Origin of the sequence: Sulfitobacter guttiformis (genome assembly GCF_003610455.1) — a bacterium.
Lineage (GTDB): Bacteria > Pseudomonadota > Alphaproteobacteria > Rhodobacterales > Rhodobacteraceae > Sulfitobacter > Sulfitobacter guttiformis.
Genome location: NZ_RAQK01000002.1, coordinates 702,430 through 725,417 on the forward strand (window position 1 = coordinate 702,430; position 22,988 = coordinate 725,417).

Here is a 22,988-nt window from a genome sequence, read left to right on the forward strand (position 1 = left end):
TATCCGTATTCATTAGGATCGTGTGTGGCCAGGGTCGTATCCGCCAATTCCTGAAACAAGGACACAATAGTTTGCCTCGAGCAACACTGTAAACCTCTGATCGTCTTCAGATCAGAGAGCAGTATCTCGTGACTCACATTGTCGATTATGATGCAAGCGACGAGCCCCAGTTGACCTTCAAAGTACTACGCTATGCGTTTTGGTATTCGGCAAACCAAGTACGCTCGATGCTGGCAAACCCAACTAGTCCGCCACCAACTGCAACATACCAACGGTCATCGCCCATGATCGTTATAAGACATCAGGAAATTACGTACTTGGGTGCTTTATAAGTCTAACTGATGGGCGTTATTAGCGCATATTGTGATCATTGATATGGCCCTTCTTAAAACCTTCAGCAACTGGTCTGGTATTGAACAGGGCTCTTAGCAGCGTCAACTGGGATAAAGGGCATTTACACGTCAACGAAGTTCGTCATCCTAACCAAGAGAACTGAATTGGCGGTATCGGAAGAAATATACAAAATTTATACTATTTTCAATATCTTATACCTAAATAGTGAAAACATGTGCGTCCCGTAAAGTCTATAATCGGGCACAAGCAGGTCGTCGGCAGGGGAACGCGCACCTTTGAAGGTAAGGTTTTCTTTGCCGTCTTCGACTTTGGCAAAGCATACGAGCACTTCAACGATCCAGAGCGGGATGGGGAGCCCCTGCCCCCGGAGTCGCCAAGCCTGCGACCAACGCCAACTGGCGAGCCATCCACGTCTGGCCCACCGGAACCTGCGCCAGAACCCAAAGCAAAGATCACGATAAAACTGGCCGACGGCAAAAAGCGCTAGATTCCGTGCATCGCAACAACGACATATTTCTCCCACGACGGAAAAATGATCTCGGGCCAAGACCTCATGGATCAATTGTTCGGCGACCTTAGCGATTTAGTGAAAGATGAGGACGAGCTGCGCAGAATTTGGAGCACTCCAGAAATACGGGTCCAATTCCTCAAAGTCCTTGCCGACCGTGAATATGATGCTGGACGTCTAGAAGATATGAAGCGGATCATCGACGCTCGTGACAGCGATATCTTCGACGTTCTTGTCTACGTGAAATTCACGCTGGCCCCTCAGTTGTCTTCCAAGCGAGCGAAAACCGCTAGGCAATATGGACTTATCGACTTCGAGGATGAAATGCGTTCATTCCTAGAGTTTGTTTTGTCAGCTTATGAAATTCATGGCGTCGACGAGTTAGCTCTCTCGAATATAGGCGACTTCCTGAAAGTTAAATACGGTGGAACGAACGGAGCGAAGAAAAAGCTCGGTGATATTCCCAAAATCAGAACGGCACTCATGGATATTCAAGGCCATTTGTACACCCCATAGTGCGGGAAATCGCACGCCTATGACTCGATCCGCGGTGTTTTCTGAATGTATCAACGGCCCGTGCGTGCAATATTAAGCATTTCTGACCTGGATCGGACCTCGGGGGCAGTCTGGGTCAGTTTCTGCTGTGCGGACAAACCAGCTTTTTGCCGGTGCAGCTATTGCTCGCGCAGCATTTCCTTGTGCTTGCAGCAGATTTATCGCCGCGATGCAGGGCACATCACCCAAGCCGCCATTGAAATATGAGATCCAGTGCAGAATCTAAAGCATCCTTTCGCTCCGCGTGGGGTCAACCAACGGGTCGCGGACGAATCCGACTTATGCATATATAGCAAATGCTGGCGCAGCAAACGTTAGCGTCTGTCGCAATTCATTATCGGCATTACCGCAGATCTAACTAAAACGGTCATCCGGGCACCGCAAATTAGCTTACGGCAGGCTGTTGAAACGTTTCAAAGTAATAGATAAAAAAATCACAATTATGCACCTTAGAGAGAGGGAGAGCGTTTCGAGGCGAACGAGCGACGTGGAGCCCCGAGGCATTTTCAAGTCGGGAAAGGAAAATCGTCCTAGAAGCAGCTTGAGACCAAAAACATGCATGAAGATAATCTGGTAAATTTTTCTTTAATTGAGGTGCAAAATCCGATCCGCTGCCACTGCAGCGGATGTTCGGTTATCGACGCCCATTTTTTGGAAAATTTTCTCAAGATGTTTGTTCACAGTGCGGGGACTCAGACTGAGGATTACACTAATGTCATGGTTTGTTTTGCCCAAAGTTAGCCAATAAAGTACTTCAGCTTCGCGCAACGTCAGCGACAAGAATCGTGCCAGTAGCTGTTTCGGAGTTTCAGTCCTTTCCTGTATGAATTTGATCAATATCTCAGATGCATTCGAAAATCCGACATAGTGAAATGTATGTCCGCCAACCGTCAGCTGAACGATCTGAAAGACCGGCTTTCTGGTGCAATCGACAACCCAATCTTGAAGGGTTTGGAAGTCCACTGGGTTCAAGTTGAAAGTGTCCATGGCCATTTTCGAGCCCCAAACCAATATACCGGATTGATCGAATGCCAGAAGAGACCGACCCGAAACATCATGCGCATCACGCGCACTTTGGATAAGTTTGGAATTGATGACATGAATGCCAATGCGGGCAACCAGTTCATCCACGACAACCGGTTTTGTGATGTAGTCTACGCCGCCCGCTGCCAATCCGCGCAGAACATCTTCGGGCTCCGTCAGTCCGGTCATAAAGATAATGGGCGCATGGGTGCTCTGCGGGCCTGTTTTCAGTATGTGACAGGTTTCGAATCCATCCATGTCGGGCATAACCGCATCCATCAGAATTACATCCGGTCTTACACGTTTCACCAAATCAATTGCTGTTCTACCATCCCGCGCCACAATGACAGACATCCCGTTTTCCTCGAGAGCGGTCGATATCATTGATAAAGAGTTTGGATCATCATCGACAACCAACGCGATGTTTTGATCTGCTGTGACGTGCTTACCCATTGGGGGCTCCTTCCAAAAGTAGAGCCATCGTTTTTAGATCAAACGATGCGAAACATTCTTTGAGCGCAAGTAGAAGTTCGGGTGGACAGACTTGTGTCTTTTCCAACTCTAATAGTCGCTTTCGAATCTCGTTTACCTGACCTGAACGCACGAGCGGGATCAGCTCCGATGGGTGGAACGCCTGCAGCTTTTGTGAAGTTTCAGCCGCTGGGCCAACGGGTGTTTCAAACGTCAAATCCAGTTTCAGCAATTCGGCCACACGCATTACAAGATCATCAAGGTTGTAGGGTTTTGAAACGAATGCATCATAGAGCGAAATCTGGCGTGTTGGCTTCTCAGCGTCCATCGCATGACCGGAAATCATGATAATCGGGATGCCGACCAAAGCACCGCTGCGCAGGTGGCTCGCCAATGTCCAGCCATCTTGCCCTGGCAGGTCGATGTCCAGAACAAAGAGGTCTGGCGTTATATCAGACAATATTTCCAAGGCTACTTCAGCGTTAGGTGCAGTCACTACAATAAAGGAAAGTGGTTCAAAAACGCTGCGTACCAACGATAAATGGTTGAGGTCATCATCAACGGCCAAAATCGTTTTACGCGCACCGTGATAGCCGACAACGGGCAAGGACCGGGCCTCTTTCGTGAGGCCGCGCCTCTTCATTGTCTCATTGGAAATCGATGGGAGCATAAGGCGTACCTTAAATGTGCTGCCTTGGCCGAGCACACTCTCGACACTGATGTCGCCCCCAAGAATTTCAACAAGCAGCTTGGTTATCGTCAAGCCTAACCCCGAACCCCGCGTTTCCGTGTAGCTGCCGCGCTCAAACGGTCGCCAGATCCGGGGCAGAAATTCCGGCGCGATGCCCACGCCTGTATCGCTGACTTCAATTTGGGCGACTTCATTTCGGTAGATGACTTTGAGGCGTACTTGTCCTGCATGGGTGTAGCGGAGGGCATTTGACAACAAATTTATTAATATTTGACGGAGACGTTTTTCATCAAAACCGACCCACTCTGGAAAGCTCCCGTATGTTTCGATTTCAAATGTCACACCTTTATCACGAGCTTCTTGCTCAAAAATCGACGCTATCTGCTTGAGGAACATGCGCAGATTGATCCTGTCGCGCATGATCTCCAATCGCCCGGCTTCAATGCGTGCGATATCAAGCAGCCCTTCTATCAGACCGGCCAAATGCTCACTGCTGCGCCGGATCGTCGTCACAGACTCGGCGCGGTGTGCGGGCATACGTGGGTCTTTTTCGAGGATTTGAGCAAATCCGTAAATTGCATTGAGTGGTGTGCGCAACTCATGGCTCAATCCCGCCATATACCGTGTTTTGGCCAGATTTGCGGCCTCCGCTTTGTCTTTTGCATCCTGCAAGGCAAGGTCCGTTCGCTCATGGGCGCGGATCTCTCGCAAGAGGCGGTCAGTTTGAAGGCTGCTTTCAGCCCGTGCTTTGCCATGACTTTCACTGACCAGAAGAAACATCCAAACGCAAACGCCTATGATGATCAGGGCAGCACCGAAAATAACAGTCAGCACAGCGGAGAATTTTTCGGTGCCTTCAAGAGATTTAATCAACAACAAAACAACGCCCAAGCACCCGCCAATCAATCCTGTAAAGACCGCGAAACGCGAGGGACGCGACAACAGAATTTTTGTTACCTCAGGACGAAAAATGCGCCCAAGCATATTACGAAAATTTGTTTCGAAGCGGGCGTGTGGTTTGCAGCTGTCCTGACAGTTGCTGTCGAGTGTGCAGCAGAGTGAACAAATCGTGCCTGCATGAAATGGACAATGTGTCATGTCTTCTGCATCAAAGCGGAAATCGCAAATCGAGCATGTTTGCAACCCTTCTGGGGGAAGGGTAACTGCGGGGCGTGCGAGGTAGTATTTCCCGCCTGTCAAAAATGCGATCAACGGTGCAAGTGCGAAGGCTGACCCCAAGGCGACTAAGGTCGAAAAGGCTTCTGCTGTTGGTCCAAAGATGCCAGCAATTGCCAACAACGATAAAACACATGAAAGGCCCATAGCCCCAATGCCTACGGGATTAATATCGTAAAGATGCCCGCGCCGGAATTCGATCCCCTTCGGGCTTAATCCCAAGGGTTTGTTGACCACCAGATCCGCCACCAATGCACCGATCCAAGCGACAGCGACATGCGCATAAAATCCTAAAACCGTTTCTAGCCCTTCAAACACGCCCAATTCCATCAACAGCACCGCAATGGCGACATTGAAGACCAGCCACACGACTCGGCCAGGATGGCTATGTGTCAAGCGTGAAAAGAAGTTCGACCATGCGATAGAGCCTGCATAGGCATTGGTTACATTGATCTTGAGCTGTGACAGCACAACAAACAGACCCGTCAATGCCAACACAACCGCAGGAGAGCCAAAGACCTGATCGAACGCCGTAAAATACATCAAAGTCGGATCAGCGGCTTCCTCAATGGGGACGGATTCGCGGATTGCAAGCGTAACCAGATAAGATCCCGCAAGCATTTTCAAAACCCCAATCACAGACCAGCCCGGCCCTGCTATAATAAGCGCCGTGAGCCACTTCCGGCGATCACTTTTGGTTTTTGGCTCCGGTAGGAAGCGCAAGAAATCCACCTGCTCGCCGATTTGAGCAACCAAAGAAAATATCACGCCAGAGGCCGCGCCGAACATCAATAAGGCGGATGTCCCTTTGGCCTCCTCGGTGCCTTCTAATTCTTTCCACCCGTCAAGGTCATAGCCCACGAAAGCCAATAGCGCGAAGGGTAGAATATGCAGAACGACCCAGAACGGCTGTGTCCATGTCTGGAACGTAGAGATTTTGGAGAAGCCGTTAATAACCAAAGGGATCACAACGAGCGAGCTGACGATATAGCCCAGAAAAATCGGCAACCCGAACAAGAAGTTCAGCGCCAGTGCAAGGATCGCCGCCTCCAGTGCAAAGAAGATAAACGTGAATGAAGCATAGATTAGGGACGTGATTGTTGAGCCAATATAGCCAAATCCAGCGCCGCGGGTCAGCAAGTCGATATCAACGCCATACCGTGCAGCATAGTAGCAGATGGGAAAGCCTGTCAGGAACAACAGTGCGCCCACAAACATGATGGCTGCAATGGCTATATCAAAGCCGTATGTAATCGTTATAGCGGCACCGATCGCCTCCAGCGCCAGAAACGATATCGACCCGATAGCCGTGTTTGCCACTCGCGCATAGCTCCAGCGCCGCGCGCGACGTGCGGTGAAGCGCAAGGCAAAATCTTCCATCGTCTCGTTTGCGACCCAGCGATTGTAGGTTCTTTTCTCACTGGTCGCCTGCAGTCCTGTCGCCACGCCTCACGACTCCCCTTTGCGTATCCATGACCGCCCGAAAAGTCATTCAAGCGCTGCGCACAGCGCGTACTTTGGGTGTCATTTGGCGGATAACTCTTGAGTAAAAATCATAGGGGACAAATTGCGCAGGCCTATACGTCATTCGACGTATACCCGCTCGCGCTCATTGCGCTGATCGTATGAAGGCGGGCGTGCAGTGGAATCGCCCAATCTTTTAGCATTCGAAAAGGAATGGACATGTCTGACACACCATCTTCGAACAAAACCGACGGAATGAGCCGTCGTGCCATGATGGCCAGCAGCGCTGCATTCGGGGCGGCCTTGTTCGCACCAAAAGGACTTCTTGCGCAAAGCTTTCCCACCGCTGAGGTCAACACGACAGGGCTCGCAGTCACAGACGACACGGTAACAATCGGTATCTTGCATTCCGTCACTGGCACCATGGCGATATCGGAGACGGGATCGGTTCAGGCCGAAAAGCTAGCGATTAAGCAGATTAACGAGATGGGTGGCATTCTAGGTCGCCAGATCGAAGTGATTCAAGAAGACGGTGCATCGGATTGGCCGACATTTGCGGAAAAAGCGCGTAAACTGCTGGTCGCTGACAAAGTCGCTTCGGTCATGGGCTGCTGGACTTCTGCGAGCCGCAAAGCCGTCCTTCCAGTATTCGAGCAGCATAATGGGTTCCTCTACTACCCGACTTTCTACGAGGGTCTGGAGCAGAGCCCGAACGTCATCTACACGGGTCAAGAAGCCACCCAGCAGATCATTGCTGGCCTCGATTGGGTCAAAGAAACCAAGGGGGCGAATTCGTTCTACCTGCTCGGTTCTGACTATATCTGGCCACGGACCTCGAATAAAATTGCCCGCAAGCACATCGAGGACTTTCTTGGCGGCGAAGTTGTGGGCGAAGACTACTATCCGCTTGGTCACACGCAGTTCAATTCCGTCATCAACAAGATCCGCCTACGCAAACCGGACGTCATCTATGCCATTGTTGTGGGTGGCTCGAACGTAGCCTTTTATAAGCAACTCAAAGCGGCTGGCATCGACATGACTGCCGAAGATCCGATTTTGCTGACGATCTCTGTGACAGAAGATGAAATCCTTGGGATTGGTGGTGAAAACATGGAAGGCGCGTATGCCTGCATGAAATACTTCCAGTCTCTCGACAATCCGAACAACGTCGACTTTGTGAAGGCGTTCAAAGAGATGTGGGGCGAGGACATCGTTATCGGCGATGTGACTCAGGCTGCTTATCTTGGTCCGTGGTTGTGGAAAGCCGCCGTGGAAAAAGCGGGGTCCTTTGACGTCGATAAAGTCCGTGAAGCCCAGATTGGCGTAGAGCTGGAAAATGCACCCGAAGGCTATGTGAAAGTGCATGAAAACCACCACCTGTGGTCCAAGACCCGTGTTGGTCGCGCAAAAGCTGACGGTCAATACGATGTGGTGTTTGAAACCGCAGAATTGGTTGAACCCAACCCGTTCCCGGAAGGGTACCAATAGAGCGGTCTAAACTCAGAGGCGGCCTGTTTGTTGCAAGGCGGGCCGCCCTATCCTTTTCCTCACAGCACATTAAGGATCGCTATGTTTTCCGATTATTCCACGTCCGAACTGGGCGCCATCTTTGCGATGCAAGGTTTTGCGGGTCTGATTTTATTCTCGGTCTTTGTGCTTATGGCTTTAGGCCTCGCGATCATTTTTGGACAGATGGGGGTCATTAATATGGCCCACGGCGAGTTTATGATCCTCGGCGCCTATGTAACTTACTTTGTCTCCAACTTCTTCTCCGACTATATGCCCGCACTATTCAGCGGCTACTTCTTTGTCGCAATGTTTCTGGCTTTCATTGCCTCAGGGCTGCTGGGGTTGTTTGTGGAATGGTCGATTATTCGCCACCTTTATAAACGCCCTCTTGATACGCTTCTGGCGACCTGGGGCCTCAGCCTGATTTTGCAACAATTCTATCGTACAGCATTCGGTGCGCGCGAAGTGGGTGTGACTATTCCCGACTGGATGATGGGCTCTATGCCGGTAACCGATATGATCGAGGTGCCGATCAACGGCATCTTCGTCATGGTCCTCGCGGTCAGCATTTCAGTCGGTGTCTATGTCATGATGTTCCGCTCGAATTGGGGCAAACAAGTGCGCGCGATCAACCAGAACCGTGTAATGGCTGGTGCTGTGGGCATCAACACAGAATGGACGGACCGTTTGACCTTTGGCATCGGTTGCGGCGTCGCCGGTGTCGCAGGCTCTGCGTTTACGATGATCGGCTCGACAGGGCCTACATCTGGTCAGCTCTACATCGTCGATACTTTCCTTGTGGTCGTCTTTGGCGGCGCGGGCAGCATCCTTGGCACGATAGCCTCGGCCTTCTCGATCAGCCAAGCACAGTCGATCATGGAGTTCTTCTTGTCCGGCTCGATGGCCAAAGTGCTCACACTTTTGACAGTGGTTGGCATCTTGATGATCCGCCCTCAGGGCCTCTTTTCCCTCAAGCTTCGCAAGTAAGGAACGGCGCATATGACCTTTTCCAAGACATCCCTCTTCACGCGGCACGAAGCGGTTGCGTTTGCCATTCTTGCCCTCGTGATTTTTTTGATCCTTCCGGCCATGCTCGATAACTTCCGATTGAACCTGTTTGGCAAATATCTGACCTATGCCTTTGTTGCGGTCGGCCTTGTGCTTTGCTGGGGTGCCGGCGGCATCCTCAGCTTGGGGCAAGGCGTTTTCTTCGGCCTTGGCGGCTACTGTATGGCGATGTTTCTCAAACTAGAGGCCTCCACACCCGAAAATACATCCATCCAATCCACGCCGGGCATCCCGGACTTTATGGACTGGAACCAACTGACCGAACTGCCCCTCTGGTGGACCCCTTTCTATAGTTTAACACTGTCCTTGATCGCCGTTGTGCTTGTTCCCGTGATTTTTGCTTTTGTTATTGGCGTGGCGATGTTCCGGCGGCGCGTGGGTGGGGTGTACTTCGCAATCATCACACAGGCCTTCGCGGCGATCCTGACGATCCTGATCATCGGCCAGCAAGGGTACACAGGCGGGGTCAACGGGATCACCGATCTGCGTACATTCAAAGGCTGGGATATCCGCACAGACGAGGCGAAAGAAGTGCTCTATTACGTCAATGGTGCATTGCTCTTTGCGGTGCTCTTCATTGCGCATTACGTCCGGAAATCCAAACTTGGCCGTATCCTGATCGCCATGCGCGATCAAGAAGACCGGGTCCGTTTCTCGGGTTATGATGTCGCCAGCTTCAAGATCTTCATCTTCTGCCTCGGTGCTGCATTTGCTGGCATCGGCGGGGCCATGTTTACGCTCCAAGTAGGCTTCATGTCGCCAACACTGGTGGGCATTGTGCCGTCCATCGAAATGGTGATTTTCTGCGCCGTCGGTGGTCGATTGTCAATCGTTGGGGCAGTTTACGGCGCGCTGTTAGTCAATTGGGCTAAAACTTCGTTCTCCGAAAGTTTCCCCGAACTCTGGCTCTTTGGATTGGGCGGGTTGTTCATCGCCGTGGTGATGTTGTTTCCCAATGGACTGGCTGGTGTGTGGTCCGAACAAATCATGCCGCGTGTATCAAAGTTGTGGTCCAAAAATTCGGTGAGCGCCGCAGTGTCCTCAGACAAGAAGGAGGCCGCATGATGTCCAACGAGAAAATATTCCTTCTCGAAGTCGAAGGACTCACTGTTTCTTTTGATGGCTTCAAAGCGGTCGATGATCTCAGCTTTTACGTTGAACGAAACGAGTGCCGCGTCATCATTGGGCCAAATGGTGCTGGCAAAACAACAGTGCTCGACCTGATTTGTGGCCGGACCCAAGCCACAGGCGGATCGGTAAAGTTCAAAGATCGCGAGCTTTTGAAAATGCGCGAAGACCAGATCGTACATGCAGGCGTTGGGCGAAAATTCCAGACTCCGTCTGTCTATGAGGATTTGTCGGTCTTCGAAAATCTCGAGATCAGCTATCCTAAAGGCTACAGTGTCTTTGGCGCACTGGCGTTTCGCCGCGATGCGGTTGTGCAATCACGGATACATGAGATCGCCGAGACGATCTTTCTGGAGGACGTGCTGGCTGAAAAAGCAGCATTCCTCAGCCACGGCCAAAAGCAATGGCTCGAGATCGGTATGTTGCTGATTCAAGATCCTGAACTGTTGATGCTTGATGAGCCGGTGGCGGGCATGTCAGTGGCCGAGCGCAAGAAAACTGCCGAGTTGCTGAACCGCATCATCAAGGACCGCTCTGTCATCGTGATCGAGCATGACATGGGCTTTGTTGCGGATATCGCCACCCGTGTAAATGTGCTGCACCAGGGCAAGATGCTGTCCGAAGGCTCTATGGCGCATGTGCAGGCCGATCCAAAAGTTATCGAAGTCTATCTGGGCCACTGAGGGAGCCACGCACATGCTGAACGTTAAAGATTTACGCGCCGCCTACGGGGAATCCGAAGTGTTGCACGGCCTCGATATAAACGCCGCCCCCGGCGAGATCATTGCCATCATGGGGCGCAACGGAATGGGTAAAACCACGCTGATTAAGACCCTCATGGGGATCGTGCCCGCAACATCCGGTGCCATAAATGTGGATGGTCACGCAGTTACGGGTCTCAAGTCGTATCAACGTGTGGCCAAGGGGATAGCCTATGTGCCGCAAGGCCGAATGATTTTCTCGGCAATGACCGTGCAAGAAAACGTCGAAACCGGCCTCACTGTAACGGGTCAATCCAAAGTACCAGACGACATTTACGAGCTCTTTCCGGTGTTATTGGAGATGAAATCACGGCGCGGTGGCAACCTGTCAGGCGGCCAGCAACAGCAGCTCGCCATCGCGCGGGCTTTGGCTTCAAACCCCAAAGTGCTTCTGCTCGACGAGCCGACCGAGGGCATCCAGCCGTCGATCATTCGTGAGATGGCGCGAACATTGCGCAAAATACGTGATCAAAAAGGCTTGTCGATTATCGTCTCTGAGCAAGTTCTCAGTTTCGCTCTCGACGTCGCTGACCGTGTGATGGTCATCGAGAATGGTACCTTCGTGCATGACAGCCCGCGCGACGGCATCGACGAGGCTAAGGTCTCGAAGTTTCTATCAGTGTAATCAAAAAAGGAGGAGCTACCCATGGCAGACACATTAATTTCGGTGGATTTGAGCGAAAGCCCCCACACCAATGAAAATATCCATAACAGGTGGCATCCTGATATTCCGATCAATGTTTGGGTCGAGCCGGGCGATGATTTCAAGATCGAAACCTATGACTGGACCGGCGGTCAAATCAAAAACAACGACGACGCCTCGGATGTGCGCGATGTCGAGCTTCAGCAGGTCCATTACCTGTCTGGCCCGATCGGTGTAAAAGGGGCGGAGCCCGGCGATCTAATGGTTGTTGAAATCCTCGATATCGGCACAAAAGAAGAGATGAATTGGGGTTTCAACGGCTTCTTTTCCAAGAAGAATGGTGGCGGTTTCCTGACAGAACATTTCCCCGAGGCGCAAAAGTCGATCTGGGATTTTGACGGGATGTTTACCAAATCGCGTCACGTGCCAGGTGTGAAATACGCGGGCCAAATCCACCCCGGTCTGATCGGCTGCCTTCCGGACCGCAAAATGCTCGATATGTGGAACGCGCGTGAGACAGCGTTGGTCAATACTGACCCGCAGCGTGTGCCGCCCTTAGCAGAGTTGCCCAACACGCAAAGCGCGCACATGGGCGCGATGAAGGGCGACGCACGCAACGCTGCTGCAATGGAGGCTGCGCGTACCGTGCCGCCCCGTGAGCATGGCGGGAACTGCGATATCAAAGATTTGAGCCGCGGTGCGACCTGCTATTTCCCTGTTTATGTCGATGGCGGTGGGCTTTCGATGGGCGATCTTCACTTCAGCCAAGGTGATGGCGAGATCACATTTTGCGGTGCGATTGAAATGGCCGGTTGGTTGCATATAAGAGTGACGCTGATCAAAGAAGGCATCAGCAAATACGGGATAAAGAATCCGATTTTCAAGCCGTCCCCAATCAATCCGAAGTACGACGACTACCTGATTTTTGAGGGTATTTCCGTCGACGAAGGTGGTGGTCAGCATTACCTTGACGTTCAAATTGCGTACCGTCAGGCCTGCTTGAACGCAATCGAGTATCTGAAGAAATTTGGCTATTCTGGCGCACAGGCCTATGCGATTTTGGGGACGGCACCGGTGCAGGGTCATATTTCTGGTGTCGTCGATATTCCCAACGCCTGTGCAACGCTCTGGCTGCCCAATGACATCTTCGAGTGGGACTTGATGCCCAACGCGAACGGACCGACGAAGTTCCTTGATGGCAGCATCGATATGCCTTTGGCCCCTGATCTCTAATCATCCTTGACCGGTCTCATTTTGAGGCCGGTCTTTCCAACAAAAAGGAAAATCTAATGCCGGTTTATGAATATCAGTGCGGCGATTGCGGTCCGTTTGAAGCGCTCGAACGCATGGCGCTTTGTGCCGAACCGAAAGACTGTCCAACTTGTGGAACGTTGGCTCCACGCGTATTGCTGACCGCGCCAAATGTGTCGTTTGTCAGCAGTAGCATTCGCATAGGTCATGCGACCAACGAACGCAGCGCGGACGCCCCCAAACGCACAAGTACACACGGTCCCGGGTGTGGCTGTTGCAGTGGGGGTACCAAGAAAAATAGTAAGACACTGTACCGCGCAGACGGCTCCAAGAGCTTTCCAACGAAGCGTCCTTGGATGATTTCGCATTAAACCGCTATCAATTACCGCAGAAAGCAAAATGTGCAGCAAGAATGTTAGATAATTTCTTGTCAGAAAAGCCCTGTTTCAGGCGAAAGCATAGGGCGGCTGCGAGCGCTGGATTGGTTTTCCAGTTTTTTCGACGTCTGCGGCAGGACAAAGCGCTAGTGGGTATTCCGGAGCGTGCGCTCTCCGTCATCATTCAGAACAACGATGGGAGCCATACCTTTTGAAAAGATCGCGAGGAGAGGTTCCGCGTTACCGAAAGCAGACTTTAGCCGTAGCATAGAAAGCTGGTAATTATCGGCTTGAACCGGACCTTCCCCGCACCCTCCACGAAAGTCTTGTTGCCTGTCTTAGATCAATGTCGCGACACAATCCGCAAAATTATCTGATGCTCAACACATCTGCCGTCCGCCCCTTTCACCGGAACGCGGGCCCGTGCGACCAGACTGTCAGCGAATGGCGCACGCCGCTGCGCACCGGTGTCACCTGATGCAACGTAAAGCTGGGGAACACGTTCACACAGCCCTGCGCCCGACTGGCCTCCAGCACCTGCGCACCGGGCATCACCTCTAACGTGCCGCCCTCATAGTTGCCCGACGGCGACAGTTGCAGTACCAGCGTCAGCTTGCGCTTGGCCGAAATCGGCCCGCCGCCAATGTCCGAATGCCACGCAAAATGCCCCGCAGCTGTGGCGCGGTAGATCGCCACCTGCGGGCTTTCCTCGAATGCGGTCAGATCAAAACCAAAGTGATCGCGGTTCGCCACCCGCACCAGATCAATCAGCCGGTCCATCACCCAGCCCAGCCCTTCTACTTCGTCGGTCCACACCAGATCGGCACTGCGCATGTTGTGGTCGCGGTTGCGCCCCACGAGCAGCGCCGGATCGGTGGGGGCTTGGGATATGGCGGCCACGATTGTGTCGCACTCTCCGACGCTAAAGGCATTTGGCATTGCATGCATAGACATCATTATTAGGTCTTTCAGACAAAGAGACTCCGGCCCCAAGCCACCCGTACGGATGCAAACGACCGGTCGCGTAACTTAGCACCGCGCCACGCCTTTGTCTGAAAATTCAATCGCCCCGATGATGCGCGGCAGGCGAGATCCTGCCCGTCTTGGGAGGACCTTCCCCAATGTGGAACGTCACACAGTTTTGACGCGGCACGGCGCATTTTCTGAACCCTTTCAGCGGGCGGCGTCGCGCCATATTGGCGCAAAAATCAAGTATTTCTGTCCCAAACCCGACCTTAGCCGCGCGGCGCGCCGAGGTCCGCTACGCGGAACAAAGCCGCCGTTAGACGGACGGGTTCGCATGTCTGCATTCGGGAACGGGTCAACTTTGCGCAGCATGAATTGATAGGTGTTGATTAGCCATTTGGTTTCGGATGCCTAGATCAAGAACTTACTTGACCAAATCCATATAATTCCAATATTCATGAAATATGGAATCAACTCTCACAAACCGACTCGCTATTCTCAGTCATCCTCAGCGGATGGCAGTGTTCCGCCTGCTCATGCGCCGCTGTCCAGATGAACTGCCAGCTGGTGAAATTGCCGAGGCCTTGGACTTCAAGGCCAGCACCGCATCGGTCTACCTGTCTGCCCTGACTCAGGCAGGTCTCATCTCACAGCGTCGGGACAGGACGCGGCTGCTCTATGCCATCAATCTCGACGCTGCCCGTGAGGTCGTTGCAGGGCTTTTCGTCGACTGTTGTCGCGGTAGGGCGGACCTTTGCCCGCCGCAATTTTCTGACCTTCTCAGGAGTATCTCTCCCATGACTGACAAGAAGTTCAACGTCCTCTTTGTTTGCACCGGAAACTCTGCCCGCTCGATTTTTGCAGAGACCATTTTGCGCGATAGGGCGGGCGATACGTTCATAGCCTATTCGGCAGGCACTGCGCAGCGCTCGGAGCTGAACCCTTTTGCGGTAGAACTGCTTAAATCAAAGGGGCATGACGTGTCGCTTTTGCGTTCTAAAAACATTGAGGAATTCCAGGGTGTTGACGCTCCGCGCATGGATTTTGTCTTTACCGTCTGTGACCGTGCCGCCAATGAGGAATGCCCCACTTGGCCCAGTCAGCCCGTCTCTGGTCACTGGGGTATGCCGGACCCTGTAAAGGCTGAAGGAACCGATGCGGCAAAGCGTCTTGCGTTCCACCAGACCTACGGGGCGCTGCACAACCGCATCATAGCATTCTCCGCATTGCCGTTCGATAATTTGGATCGTGGATCGCTACAAAAACGCGTCGATCAGATCGGCAAAGAAACTGCCAGACAGGAATAACCAGATATGACCACCTACGCTATCAACGGCCTTGGCCGCATCGGTAAACTCGCCCTTCGCCCGATTTTGGAGCGCGGCGGAAAAATTGCATTTATCAACGACGCGGTTGGTGATCCCGCGATGCATGCACATCTGCTCGAATTTGATTCCGTCCATGGCCGCTGGCCTGCGGCGTTTGAGGCTGATGATACGTCGGTCAGCATCGACGGGATTCGCATTCCTGTCACCAGCACCCGCAATCTGGAAGAGCTACCGCTGGACGGCGTGGATGTGATGATTGATTGCACAGGCGCGTTCAAGACAGAGGCCAAGCTGGCCCCCTATTTTGCTGCGGGCGTGAAAAAAGTTGTCGTCTCAGCGCCGGTCAAAGACGGGCCGACGGCCAATATCGTCTATGGGGTAAACGATGAAATTTACGACACGACCATCCACCAGATTGTTACGGCGGCAAGCTGCACGACCAACTGCCTCGCGCCTGTGGTGAAGGTTCTTCTCGAAGGGATCGGTATTAAGCACGGCTCGATCACGACTATCCACGATGTGACCAACACGCAAACGATTGTAGATCGCCCCGCCAAGGATCTGCGCCGCGCGCGGTCGGCGCTGACCAACCTTATCCCGACCACAACTGGCTCTGCTACGGCGATCACGCTGATCTATCCTGAGTTGAAGGGCAAGTTGAATGGCCATGCGGTGCGGGTGCCGCTTTTGAACGCGTCCATCACGGATTGCGTGTTTGAAATGGCCCGTGAAACGACTGTGGAAGAGGTGAACGGACTGTTCAAAGCTGCCGCTGAAGGGCCGCTTAAAGGTATCCTTGGTTATGAAACCCGCCCCTTGGTCTCATCTGATTATACCAACGATCAACGCAGCGGTATCATTGATGCACCGTCAACGATGGTCGTGAACGGCACCCAGCTCAAAGTCTACGCGTGGTATGATAACGAGATGGGCTATGCGCATCGCTTGGTTGATGTTGCGCTTATGGTTGGCGGCAAGCTGTGACACAGCCACCAGAACGGGCAACAGGATTTGCCGCCTACATCACGGTGACCGCCGCCTATTGGGCGTTCATGCTGACCGATGGTGCGCTGCGGATGCTTGTACTATTGCACTTTCACACGCTGGGTTTCTCGCCAGTGCAACTGGCCTATCTGTTTCTGCTGTATGAGATCGCAGGTGTGGTGACCAACCTATCCGCAGGTTGGATCGCGGCACGGTTCGGACTGACGTCGACGCTTTATATGGGTTTGTCGTTGCAGGTTGTCGCGCTACTGGCTCTTGCCCAGCTTGATCCAGCGTGGAGCATCACCGCATCTGTGGTGTTTGTAATGCTGGTACAGGGCCTGTCTGGCGTGGCCAAGGATTTGGCCAAGATGAGTTCCAAGAGCGCAGTGAAAGTCCTTGCGCCGACGTCGGGCGGAGGACTGTTCCGCTGGATTGCGACCCTGACCGGATCAAAGAATGCCGTGAAAGGCAGCGGCTTTCTATTGAGCGCGGTATTGCTCGCCGTCTTCGGGTTCGTTCCTTCTGTGCTGACGATGGCAGCAATCCTTTTCCTAATCCTGATCGGAGTGGTGATCGGCATGCCAACGGGCCTGCCAGTGGGACGCAAGGACGCAAAGTTCACTGAAGTGTTCTCCAAGAACCGCAACATCAACTGGCTCAGTGCTTCGCGGCTGTTCCTCTTCGGGGCAAGGGACGTATGGTTCGTGGTCGGCATTCCGATCTATTTCTATGCGGTGTTGTCGGACGGCAGTACGGAGGGAAACCGCACGGCCTTCTTCATGATAGGGACGTTTATGGCCGTCTGGACGATCCTTTATGGTATCATCCAAGGCTCAACACCGCGCATCCTAAAGGCGGCGTTGCGGACAGACTTGCAAATTCTGGCACTGGCAAAACGGTGGGTTGGTCTATTGATCCTCGTGCCAGCATTTCTTGCAGGCCTGCTCTGGTTGGTCCCTGAACCATCGAATGTGCTTACAGCAACTATTGTGCTGGGTCTTCTGGTCTTTGGCGGCATCTTCGCCGTGAACTCAGCCCTGCATTCGTTTCTCATCCTTAGCTTTACGGATGCAAAACGGGTCACGATGGATGTCGGCTTTTACTATATGGCCAACGCTGCAGGCCGATTGGTTGGCACGGTCCTATCCGGTTTCACGTACCAGATTGGTGGGCTTTCACTGTGCCTCGCCACCGCCGCCGTGATGATCGGTCTTAGCTGGCTCGGAACAGCCCAACTTAAAGCGCCAAAATCCGATGAAGCTGCCGCGTAAATATTTTTGAAAAGAACCTCGCTGTCTGGATTGCACTGGAGATGGGTATCCTTCTGGGCAAAAGCAGACTTTAGCTGCAAAGCGGCAATAGAGGTAAAATGGGCTCGAACCAGACCTTAGCTGCGAAAATCACCAGCGTCCGGTTCGGGCCGAAAGCACTCGTGGCTGGCAACGGTAACAGCACGGCTGCAATAAAACACGTTCGCTCGGGTGATCAGTCAAAGTACCGCACCAACTGGTTGGCTGAGCGGAAGATCTCAATCAACGGATCAATCACGTCGTCGCCCAATAAAAGCGCGTCTGGTATGTCTTTGCGGCACCCTAAGCCGACCATTTTCAGATAGGGTATTGCCGGACCCTTGCTGTCAAAGCCGTCAGGCACAGCACCCAACATCTTTCGTGAGACAATTCCGTCTGGAAACGCCACTTTGAACTCAGGATCAGTCGTAATTTCGACAAGGCCCTGCGGATCATCGACTAAACGTGTGCGCAACTTTGCAAGCGCTGACTTGGAGGGTTGAAAAAGCCCAGCCCCTGCATGGCAATTCCCGGGTTCGATATGGAGATAATATCCGACGTCTTCGACTGGATTACCTGCGTTTGCAAACACATCCACGTCCGTGCGGTAAAGACCGGGCCCGACGCGATCGCGCGCCTCCTGAAAGAACTTGGAGTAACTTTGCTTGGGTTTGTTCTTTGTCTCAGCCACATAAGGATCAAAACGATCCGCATAATCGTGGAGTGTCATCGCAATGCCTGAAAAGTTGCGCAGAGCATCGTCGCGTTCCTCGCGGTGTGCGTCCATCCAGGCTTTGCGATTGTTCGTTGCCAAATCTGAAAGGAACATAAATGTTTCGGGTTCTACCATGAGTGCCGCTCCTGTTTTGCAGTTGCCACGAGGTTGGACTGCGTTCCTGTGATATCTTTGTAGGGTCGGCTCAAAAGAACAGCCATGTGTTTTTCGTCTGACCTCAATGCACTTGAAGCTCCGCTTCTTCGAAGCCTGAAAGAAATTTGCAAATACTGCTCAATGTAGGGTTAGGTCGTTCCTGTCCCGTCGGCATCAAGCGGCTGCATCGGGTTCGGACAAGTTCGGTGCGAGGAAACCACCCGATTGCCGCCGCCAAAGTCTGGCGTAAAGCCCGCCCATCGCCAGCAGCGTCTCGTGCGTGCCGACCTCGGCGATCCGGCCGTCCTCCATCACCACGATGCGGTCCATCGCGGCGATGGTGGAAAGGCGGTGGGCGATGGCTAGCGTTGTCTTGCCCGCCATCAGCCGTTCGAGATTGGACTGGATCGCGGCCTCAGCTTCGCTGTCGAGCGCGCTGGTCGCCTCGTCAAGGATCAGGATCGGGGCATCCTTCAGAAGGACGCGCGCGATCGTCACGCGCTGCCGCTGACCGCCCGAGAGCTTGACGCCCCGGTCGCCGACAAAGGCGTCGAGCCCAGTGCGCCCCTTGTCGTCGCGTAGATTTCGGATGAACTCCATCGCTTGCGCGGCCTTGGCCGCGGCCTCGACCTCGGCATCCGTGGCGTCTGGGCGGCCGTACCGGATGTTGTCGCGGACCGATCGATGCAGCAGATCAACGTCTTGCGTCACAACGCCGATACGACGCCGCAGGGACGCCTGCGCCACGTCGCGCACGTCTTGGCCATCGACGGCGATCCGACCGCCGCCCACGTCGCGCAACCGCATCAGCAAGGAGACGAGTGTCGATTTTCCCGCGCCAGAAAGACCCACCAGCGCGACCCGCTCTCCGGGGGCAAGTTCCAACGACAAATCGCGGACGACCGGGTCGGCGTCGCCATAGCCGAAAGTCACGCCTTCAAAGGTGATCCTTCCACTGGGCACGGACAGGTCGGGTGCATCCGGTGCATCTGTCAGAGTGGGAGGTGTGGTCATGATCGGCATTGCGTCGGCGATTGTGCCGTAGGCGCGGCTGATCGACTGCCCCAATCCGATGAACATCCCCGAGGACGCTGACAGCGTCCGCGCGATCGCGGCGGCCGCGACGAAGTCACCCAGCGTGACGAACCCGACAACGAGCCCCCAGAGGCCCACTGCGAATATCGACACGACAAGCGACACGTTGAGCAGATGAACCAAGGCATCCGTCGACACGTAGGCGCGATTTTCGCGGTGCTGGGTGTCGATGGTCTGGCCGATCACTTTCCGGATTGCTCCAGCTTCGCTATCTTCGGCGGCGAAAAGTTTGACCATGGCAATGTTGGAGTAGACGTCCGTCATTGCCCCCGTCGCCCGGCTGGTGGCTGCGGCCACCTTGCGTGAGCGGGCGGCGTAGACCGGCACGGCGAACCAAGCCAGCACTACATTCAGGACAATCCAGACCACCACCGGAAGGGCCAGCATCGGCGACAATGCGGCCAAAAGGGCTGCGGCCCCGCCGAAAGACACAATAACGCGGGGCACCATCTGCATCGCGATCATCATCGAGCGCTGTACCGCTCCGGTAACCTGACCGATGCGACTGGCAACCTGCCCCGCAAAGACGTCCTCGAAGAAGGCGACGTCCTGTCTCTCGACCGCCTTGTGCGACTGCCAACGCATCGCGGCCGGCAGTAGCACTTGTACCGTCTGCGCCATAAACGCACCGCGTACGAAGGTGACGAGTGGGTCGATCACCGCGAAGAGTACGATCAACGCGCCAAGGGTCCATGCCTCGGAGGCGACGAATGCCGCCGCGCCTTGAGCCGTCACACCGTCGACCAAGAATGCGAGGGCCCAGATGACGGCCAGCCCGATCCCGGCCGATATTACAGACAGGACGCTCACTGTTATCAGCACCCCACGGAACAGGCGGGCAAAGTGCCAGATCAGCGCCCAGACCCCGCTGCCGGGCATCGGACTGATCGGAAGATCGAAGGGGCGGACCAGGGTCTCGAAGGGGCGAAAGATGCGATCGGTCAAACTCATGAGGTTTAATATAGGGCCAATGACCTTGGTGTCCCGTTGAACCTCGTCTGGGTCCGCGTCCATGGACCGAGATGGTTGCTAATAACTCGAAACGGCAACTATCGCTTCGAAGGGCGGACACCGGACCTTCGCTGCAAACTGCGCCGAGGTCTCTTATGCGGAGTGGTTTCAACTGGTCGCTGTTGATAAAACCATAGTTATCTCGGTACGCTAAAGAAGCGTGGAACGCGGGTGCGGTATCGACGGTAAGGCGCACCGTAGACCTCTCCGAGCCAAGGTTCTTCGGCGATGGGTGCGAGTGCAAAGGCGACTACGCCGCCTATCGCGATGATCCATGCAGACGGAGCGGCGGACAGGATCGCCCATCCGAGCAGTATTCCCATGTCAGCGACGTATTGCGGGTTTCGCGACCAGCGGTAGACACCGTCAGTCTTCAGCTCCGCTTCCGCGCCGCTGGTTGCATCGAGGCCGATACGCAAGACCGCAGGCCATACCACGGCATTGCCCGTAAAGATCAGCGGCAAGCCCACTCCCCATTGGAACCAGAGCGGCCAGTTCAAGTCATTCCATTCTGCGATACCAATAACAATGGCAGATCCAGATACTGCGACAGTTGGAATCCAAACCATGATCTGACTAAGCCAACTCACCTGCCGAGGGGGCCAGAGGCGGCGATCCGGGACAAAGATCGACCAGACCAGCATCGCGATCAATGTAGCTTCGCAGAAAAGGGCGATGATCAGCATGACAGGAACCATATCGCTCATCCGTGCTGCTCCTCGCCGTGTCCTCGCCCGCCGAACTCGGATTTATCATCGCAAGCGTGGCGCGCGCATTCCAGCTCCAGAGTGGTGTGCTCGATACCGAATTGGTCGGACAGTGCGGCCTTGATCCGGTCCTTTACAGCATCTGCGTCATTCCAGCGGCCCTCCGCAATAACGATATGAGCGTCGAGCGCAGCGCGATGTTCGTCCATCTGCCAGAAATGCGCGTGATGGATGCCGGTCACGCCGTCGATGCCGCGCACCGTATGGAGGACAGCTTCCGTCTCGATCTCGGGCGGCGAGCCCAGCATCAGGATGCGAATGACCGGGCCAATCTCGCGGAACGATTGCCACAGGATATAACCCGCGATCAAAGCCGTCACGATAGGGTCGATCAGCCGCCAGTCGTAAAGCAGGATCAGTGCGCCCGCGAAGATCACGGCTACGGAGCCGAGTGCATCAGCCACATTGTGCAGGAAGGCCGCACGGATGTTTACGCTGGATTTGGACATGGTGTAAGTCAGCATAGCCGTCACCACATCAACAGCGAGCGCGATGCCTGCGATGACGACGATAATCCAACCCTCGACATCCTGCGGATCGGCAAAGCGCATCGCGGCCTCATAAAGTAGATAGAGGCCGATCACGATCAGTGTTGTGTAGTTAATGAGTGCCGCCACAACCTCGACCCGGCCATAGCCGAAAGTCATCTCCGCGTCCCGTGGCCGTCGCGCTATCTTGCGCGCGCCGAAAGCGATGATGAGCGAGATCGCGTCGGAGAAATTATGAAGCGCGTCCGCGATCAAAGCCAGCGATCCGGACATGATACCGCCTATGACCTGCGCGACTGTGAGCCCCATATTGACCGCAATAGCGGCAAACACGCGTCGGTCGCCCGCTTCGGGATCGACGTGATGATGATGGCCGTGCCCCATACAGGTAGCTCCTTTTGATTCGTTTCCTTCTCATGTAGATACGATCTACAGCGGCTGTAGCTTCAAGGGGCAAATGTGAAAGAGTATTCAATTGGGCAGATGTCGCGCCAGACAGGCGTGAAGGTGACAACGATCCGCTATTACGAAAGCCGCGGTCTGATCCCGTCACCTGCGCGCACGGAAGGCGGGCAGAGGCGATACGACGACGTCGCACTCGAACGGCTTGCATTTCTGCGCCATGCGCGGGAACTGGGGTTCGGGCTCGATGATGTCGCGGATTTGATGGCTCTGGCCGAAGAACCGACCGAAGATTGTGCGCCCGCACATGAGATAGCTCGAAAGCAGCTCGCGGCAGTGGACCGACGCATGACCATTCTTGCACAGCTTCGCAAAGAACTGGCGCGGATGGCAAACGCGGACGATAAAGGGCAAGCTGGGGATTGCCGCGTTATTCAGGTGCTCGGCGATCACCGTCTGTGCATCGGCGCGCATGAAGCACCAACAAACCCGTCTATGACAAACAGCGATTAAGCAAACGTCATGGCTTAACCAGACATTCGCTGAACTCTGACAAGTGAGCAGGTTGGGCTCGTATCGGACCTTCGCCGCATGTTGCACCAAGGTCCAGTTTTAGGTTTTTGGCTATGTAGATGACATAAATATCAGACTCATCTGACGTTCGACACATAGTGTCAGCCATTTCAACCAAGAGAAGTGGTTTGGGCGTATCAATGTGGGTGCCGGATGATATAAAAATCTAACATATAAATTTCAAAGCGTTATCTCCCAGACGTGAAGACGTGCGGGGGGGCACAATTTCACT

The 22,988-nt window shown here is 54.0% G+C and carries 18 protein-coding genes and 1 pseudogene; 12 read left to right on the forward strand and 7 right to left on the reverse strand.

What is annotated here, in order from left to right; genetic code table 11:
• Window positions 1-568 precede the first annotated feature (568 nt).
• Window positions 569-1,378, forward strand: a pseudogene (locus C8N30_RS19995) (type I restriction-modification enzyme R subunit C-terminal domain-containing protein); the annotation flags it as partial.
• A 624-nt stretch (window positions 1,379-2,002) separates the two neighbouring features.
• On the opposite strand, the gene C8N30_RS16055 reads toward C8N30_RS19995, so the two are convergent.
• Both C8N30_RS16055 and C8N30_RS16060 read right to left on the reverse strand, forming a co-directional pair.
• Complete coding sequence (locus tag C8N30_RS16055) at window positions 2,003-2,893, reverse strand: response regulator transcription factor (protein ID WP_025061777.1); 891 nt, start codon at window positions 2,891-2,893, stop codon at window positions 2,003-2,005.
• Entirely contained in the window at window positions 2,886-6,224 is a 3,339-nt protein-coding gene (locus tag C8N30_RS16060) for a hybrid sensor histidine kinase/response regulator (protein WP_025061776.1), read from the reverse strand. The genes C8N30_RS16055 and C8N30_RS16060 overlap by 8 nt, the downstream gene beginning before the upstream one ends.
• Window positions 6,225-6,461: 237 nt before the next feature.
• Between C8N30_RS16060 and urtA the strand changes: the two genes are divergently transcribed.
• The 7 genes from urtA (at window position 6,462) to C8N30_RS16095 (ending at window position 12,973) form a co-directional block, all read left to right on the forward strand.
• Window positions 6,462-7,730, forward strand: a complete 1,269-nt coding sequence (urtA, locus tag C8N30_RS16065; protein WP_025061775.1) for an urea ABC transporter substrate-binding protein — start codon at window positions 6,462-6,464, stop codon at window positions 7,728-7,730.
• 81 nt (window positions 7,731-7,811) lie between these two features.
• Window positions 7,812-8,738 carry an urea ABC transporter permease subunit UrtB gene (gene urtB, locus C8N30_RS16070; protein WP_025061774.1) on the forward strand — a complete coding sequence of 309 codons (927 nt, stop codon included), beginning with the start codon at window positions 7,812-7,814 and terminating at the stop codon, window positions 8,736-8,738.
• Window positions 8,739-8,750: 12 nt separating this feature from the next.
• The gene (gene urtC, locus C8N30_RS16075; RefSeq protein WP_025061773.1) at window positions 8,751-9,884 is read left to right on the forward strand and encodes an urea ABC transporter permease subunit UrtC; all 1,134 of its coding nucleotides are present in this window, start codon (window positions 8,751-8,753) and stop codon (window positions 9,882-9,884) included.
• Window positions 9,884-10,630, forward strand: a complete 747-nt coding sequence (gene urtD / locus C8N30_RS16080; RefSeq protein ID WP_025061772.1) for an urea ABC transporter ATP-binding protein UrtD — start codon at window positions 9,884-9,886, stop codon at window positions 10,628-10,630. Before urtC ends, urtD begins: the two co-directional genes overlap by 1 nt.
• A gap of 13 nt (window positions 10,631-10,643) precedes the next feature.
• Complete coding sequence (urtE, locus tag C8N30_RS16085; protein ID WP_025061771.1) at window positions 10,644-11,333, forward strand: urea ABC transporter ATP-binding subunit UrtE; 690 nt, start codon at window positions 10,644-10,646, stop codon at window positions 11,331-11,333.
• Between the two features lie 21 nt (window positions 11,334-11,354).
• Entirely contained in the window at window positions 11,355-12,584 is a 1,230-nt protein-coding gene (gene fmdA, locus C8N30_RS16090; protein ID WP_025061770.1) for a formamidase, read from the forward strand.
• Between the two features lie 56 nt (window positions 12,585-12,640).
• Window positions 12,641-12,973, forward strand: coding sequence for an FmdB family zinc ribbon protein (locus tag C8N30_RS16095; RefSeq protein WP_084273563.1), 333 nt, complete (start codon window positions 12,641-12,643; stop codon window positions 12,971-12,973).
• A 411-nt stretch (window positions 12,974-13,384) separates the two neighbouring features.
• On the opposite strand, the gene C8N30_RS16105 is transcribed toward C8N30_RS16095, so the two are convergent.
• Window positions 13,385-13,936, reverse strand: coding sequence for a 2OG-Fe(II) oxygenase (locus tag C8N30_RS16105; protein WP_025061769.1), 552 nt, complete (start codon window positions 13,934-13,936; stop codon window positions 13,385-13,387).
• A 473-nt stretch (window positions 13,937-14,409) separates the two neighbouring features.
• Here C8N30_RS16105 and C8N30_RS16110 point away from each other — a divergent pair, with 473 nt between their 5' ends.
• The 3 genes from C8N30_RS16110 to arsJ are packed head-to-tail and all read left to right on the forward strand — an operon-like array spanning window position 14,410 to window position 17,531.
• Entirely contained in the window at window positions 14,410-15,252 is an 843-nt protein-coding gene (locus tag C8N30_RS16110; RefSeq protein WP_025061768.1) for an arsenate reductase/protein-tyrosine-phosphatase family protein, read from the forward strand.
• 6 nt (window positions 15,253-15,258) lie between these two features.
• Window positions 15,259-16,257, forward strand: coding sequence for an ArsJ-associated glyceraldehyde-3-phosphate dehydrogenase (locus C8N30_RS16115; RefSeq protein WP_025061767.1), 999 nt, complete (start codon window positions 15,259-15,261; stop codon window positions 16,255-16,257).
• Window positions 16,254-17,531, forward strand: coding sequence for an organoarsenical effux MFS transporter ArsJ (arsJ, locus tag C8N30_RS16120; protein ID WP_025061766.1), 1,278 nt, complete (start codon window positions 16,254-16,256; stop codon window positions 17,529-17,531). Before C8N30_RS16115 ends, arsJ begins: the two co-directional genes overlap by 4 nt.
• Window positions 17,532-17,745: 214 nt before the next feature.
• On the opposite strand, the gene C8N30_RS16125 is transcribed toward arsJ, so the two are convergent.
• The 4 genes from C8N30_RS16125 to C8N30_RS16140 all read right to left on the reverse strand — a co-directional run bounded on the left by C8N30_RS16125 (window position 17,746) and on the right by C8N30_RS16140 (window position 22,165).
• Window positions 17,746-18,399 carry a DUF2461 domain-containing protein gene (locus C8N30_RS16125; RefSeq protein ID WP_025061765.1) on the reverse strand — a complete coding sequence of 218 codons (654 nt, stop codon included), beginning with the start codon at window positions 18,397-18,399 and terminating at the stop codon, window positions 17,746-17,748.
• Between the two features lie 195 nt (window positions 18,400-18,594).
• Entirely contained in the window at window positions 18,595-20,466 is a 1,872-nt protein-coding gene (locus tag C8N30_RS16130; protein WP_025061764.1) for an ABC transporter ATP-binding protein, read from the reverse strand.
• Between the two features lie 197 nt (window positions 20,467-20,663).
• Entirely contained in the window at window positions 20,664-21,233 is a 570-nt protein-coding gene (locus C8N30_RS16135) for a methyltransferase family protein (protein WP_025061763.1), read from the reverse strand.
• Window positions 21,230-22,165, reverse strand: coding sequence for a cation diffusion facilitator family transporter (locus C8N30_RS16140; protein WP_025061762.1), 936 nt, complete (start codon window positions 22,163-22,165; stop codon window positions 21,230-21,232). The genes C8N30_RS16135 and C8N30_RS16140 overlap by 4 nt, the downstream gene beginning before the upstream one ends.
• A 75-nt stretch (window positions 22,166-22,240) precedes the next feature.
• Here C8N30_RS16140 and C8N30_RS16145 point away from each other — a divergent pair, with 75 nt between their 5' ends.
• The gene (locus C8N30_RS16145) at window positions 22,241-22,696 is read left to right on the forward strand and encodes a MerR family transcriptional regulator (protein ID WP_025061761.1); all 456 of its coding nucleotides are present in this window, start codon (window positions 22,241-22,243) and stop codon (window positions 22,694-22,696) included.
• The last annotated feature ends 292 nt before the right edge of the window (window positions 22,697-22,988 follow it).

Coding starts and splice junctions, on each gene's coding strand:
- C8N30_RS16055 (WP_025061777.1), bottom strand. CDS start 2,893: ATGGGTAAGCACGTCACAGCAGATCAAAACATCGCGTTGGTTGTCGAT.
- urtA (WP_025061775.1), top strand. CDS start 6,462: ATGTCTGACACACCATCTTCGAACAAAACCGACGGAATGAGCCGTCGT.
- urtB (WP_025061774.1), top strand. CDS start 7,812: ATGTTTTCCGATTATTCCACGTCCGAACTGGGCGCCATCTTTGCGATG.
- urtC (WP_025061773.1), top strand. CDS start 8,751: ATGACCTTTTCCAAGACATCCCTCTTCACGCGGCACGAAGCGGTTGCG.
- urtD (WP_025061772.1), top strand. CDS start 9,884: ATGTCCAACGAGAAAATATTCCTTCTCGAAGTCGAAGGACTCACTGTT.
- urtE (WP_025061771.1), top strand. CDS start 10,644: ATGCTGAACGTTAAAGATTTACGCGCCGCCTACGGGGAATCCGAAGTG.
- fmdA (WP_025061770.1), top strand. CDS start 11,355: ATGGCAGACACATTAATTTCGGTGGATTTGAGCGAAAGCCCCCACACC.
- C8N30_RS16095 (WP_084273563.1), top strand. CDS start 12,641: ATGCCGGTTTATGAATATCAGTGCGGCGATTGCGGTCCGTTTGAAGCG.
- C8N30_RS16105 (WP_025061769.1), bottom strand. CDS start 13,936: ATGATGTCTATGCATGCAATGCCAAATGCCTTTAGCGTCGGAGAGTGC.
- C8N30_RS16110 (WP_025061768.1), top strand. CDS start 14,410: ATGGAATCAACTCTCACAAACCGACTCGCTATTCTCAGTCATCCTCAG.
- C8N30_RS16115 (WP_025061767.1), top strand. CDS start 15,259: ATGACCACCTACGCTATCAACGGCCTTGGCCGCATCGGTAAACTCGCC.
- C8N30_RS16125 (WP_025061765.1), bottom strand. CDS start 18,399: ATGGTAGAACCCGAAACATTTATGTTCCTTTCAGATTTGGCAACGAAC.
- C8N30_RS16130 (WP_025061764.1), bottom strand. CDS start 20,466: ATGAGTTTGACCGATCGCATCTTTCGCCCCTTCGAGACCCTGGTCCGC.
- C8N30_RS16135 (WP_025061763.1), bottom strand. CDS start 21,233: ATGAGCGATATGGTTCCTGTCATGCTGATCATCGCCCTTTTCTGCGAA.
- C8N30_RS16140 (WP_025061762.1), bottom strand. CDS start 22,165: ATGGGGCACGGCCATCATCATCACGTCGATCCCGAAGCGGGCGACCGA.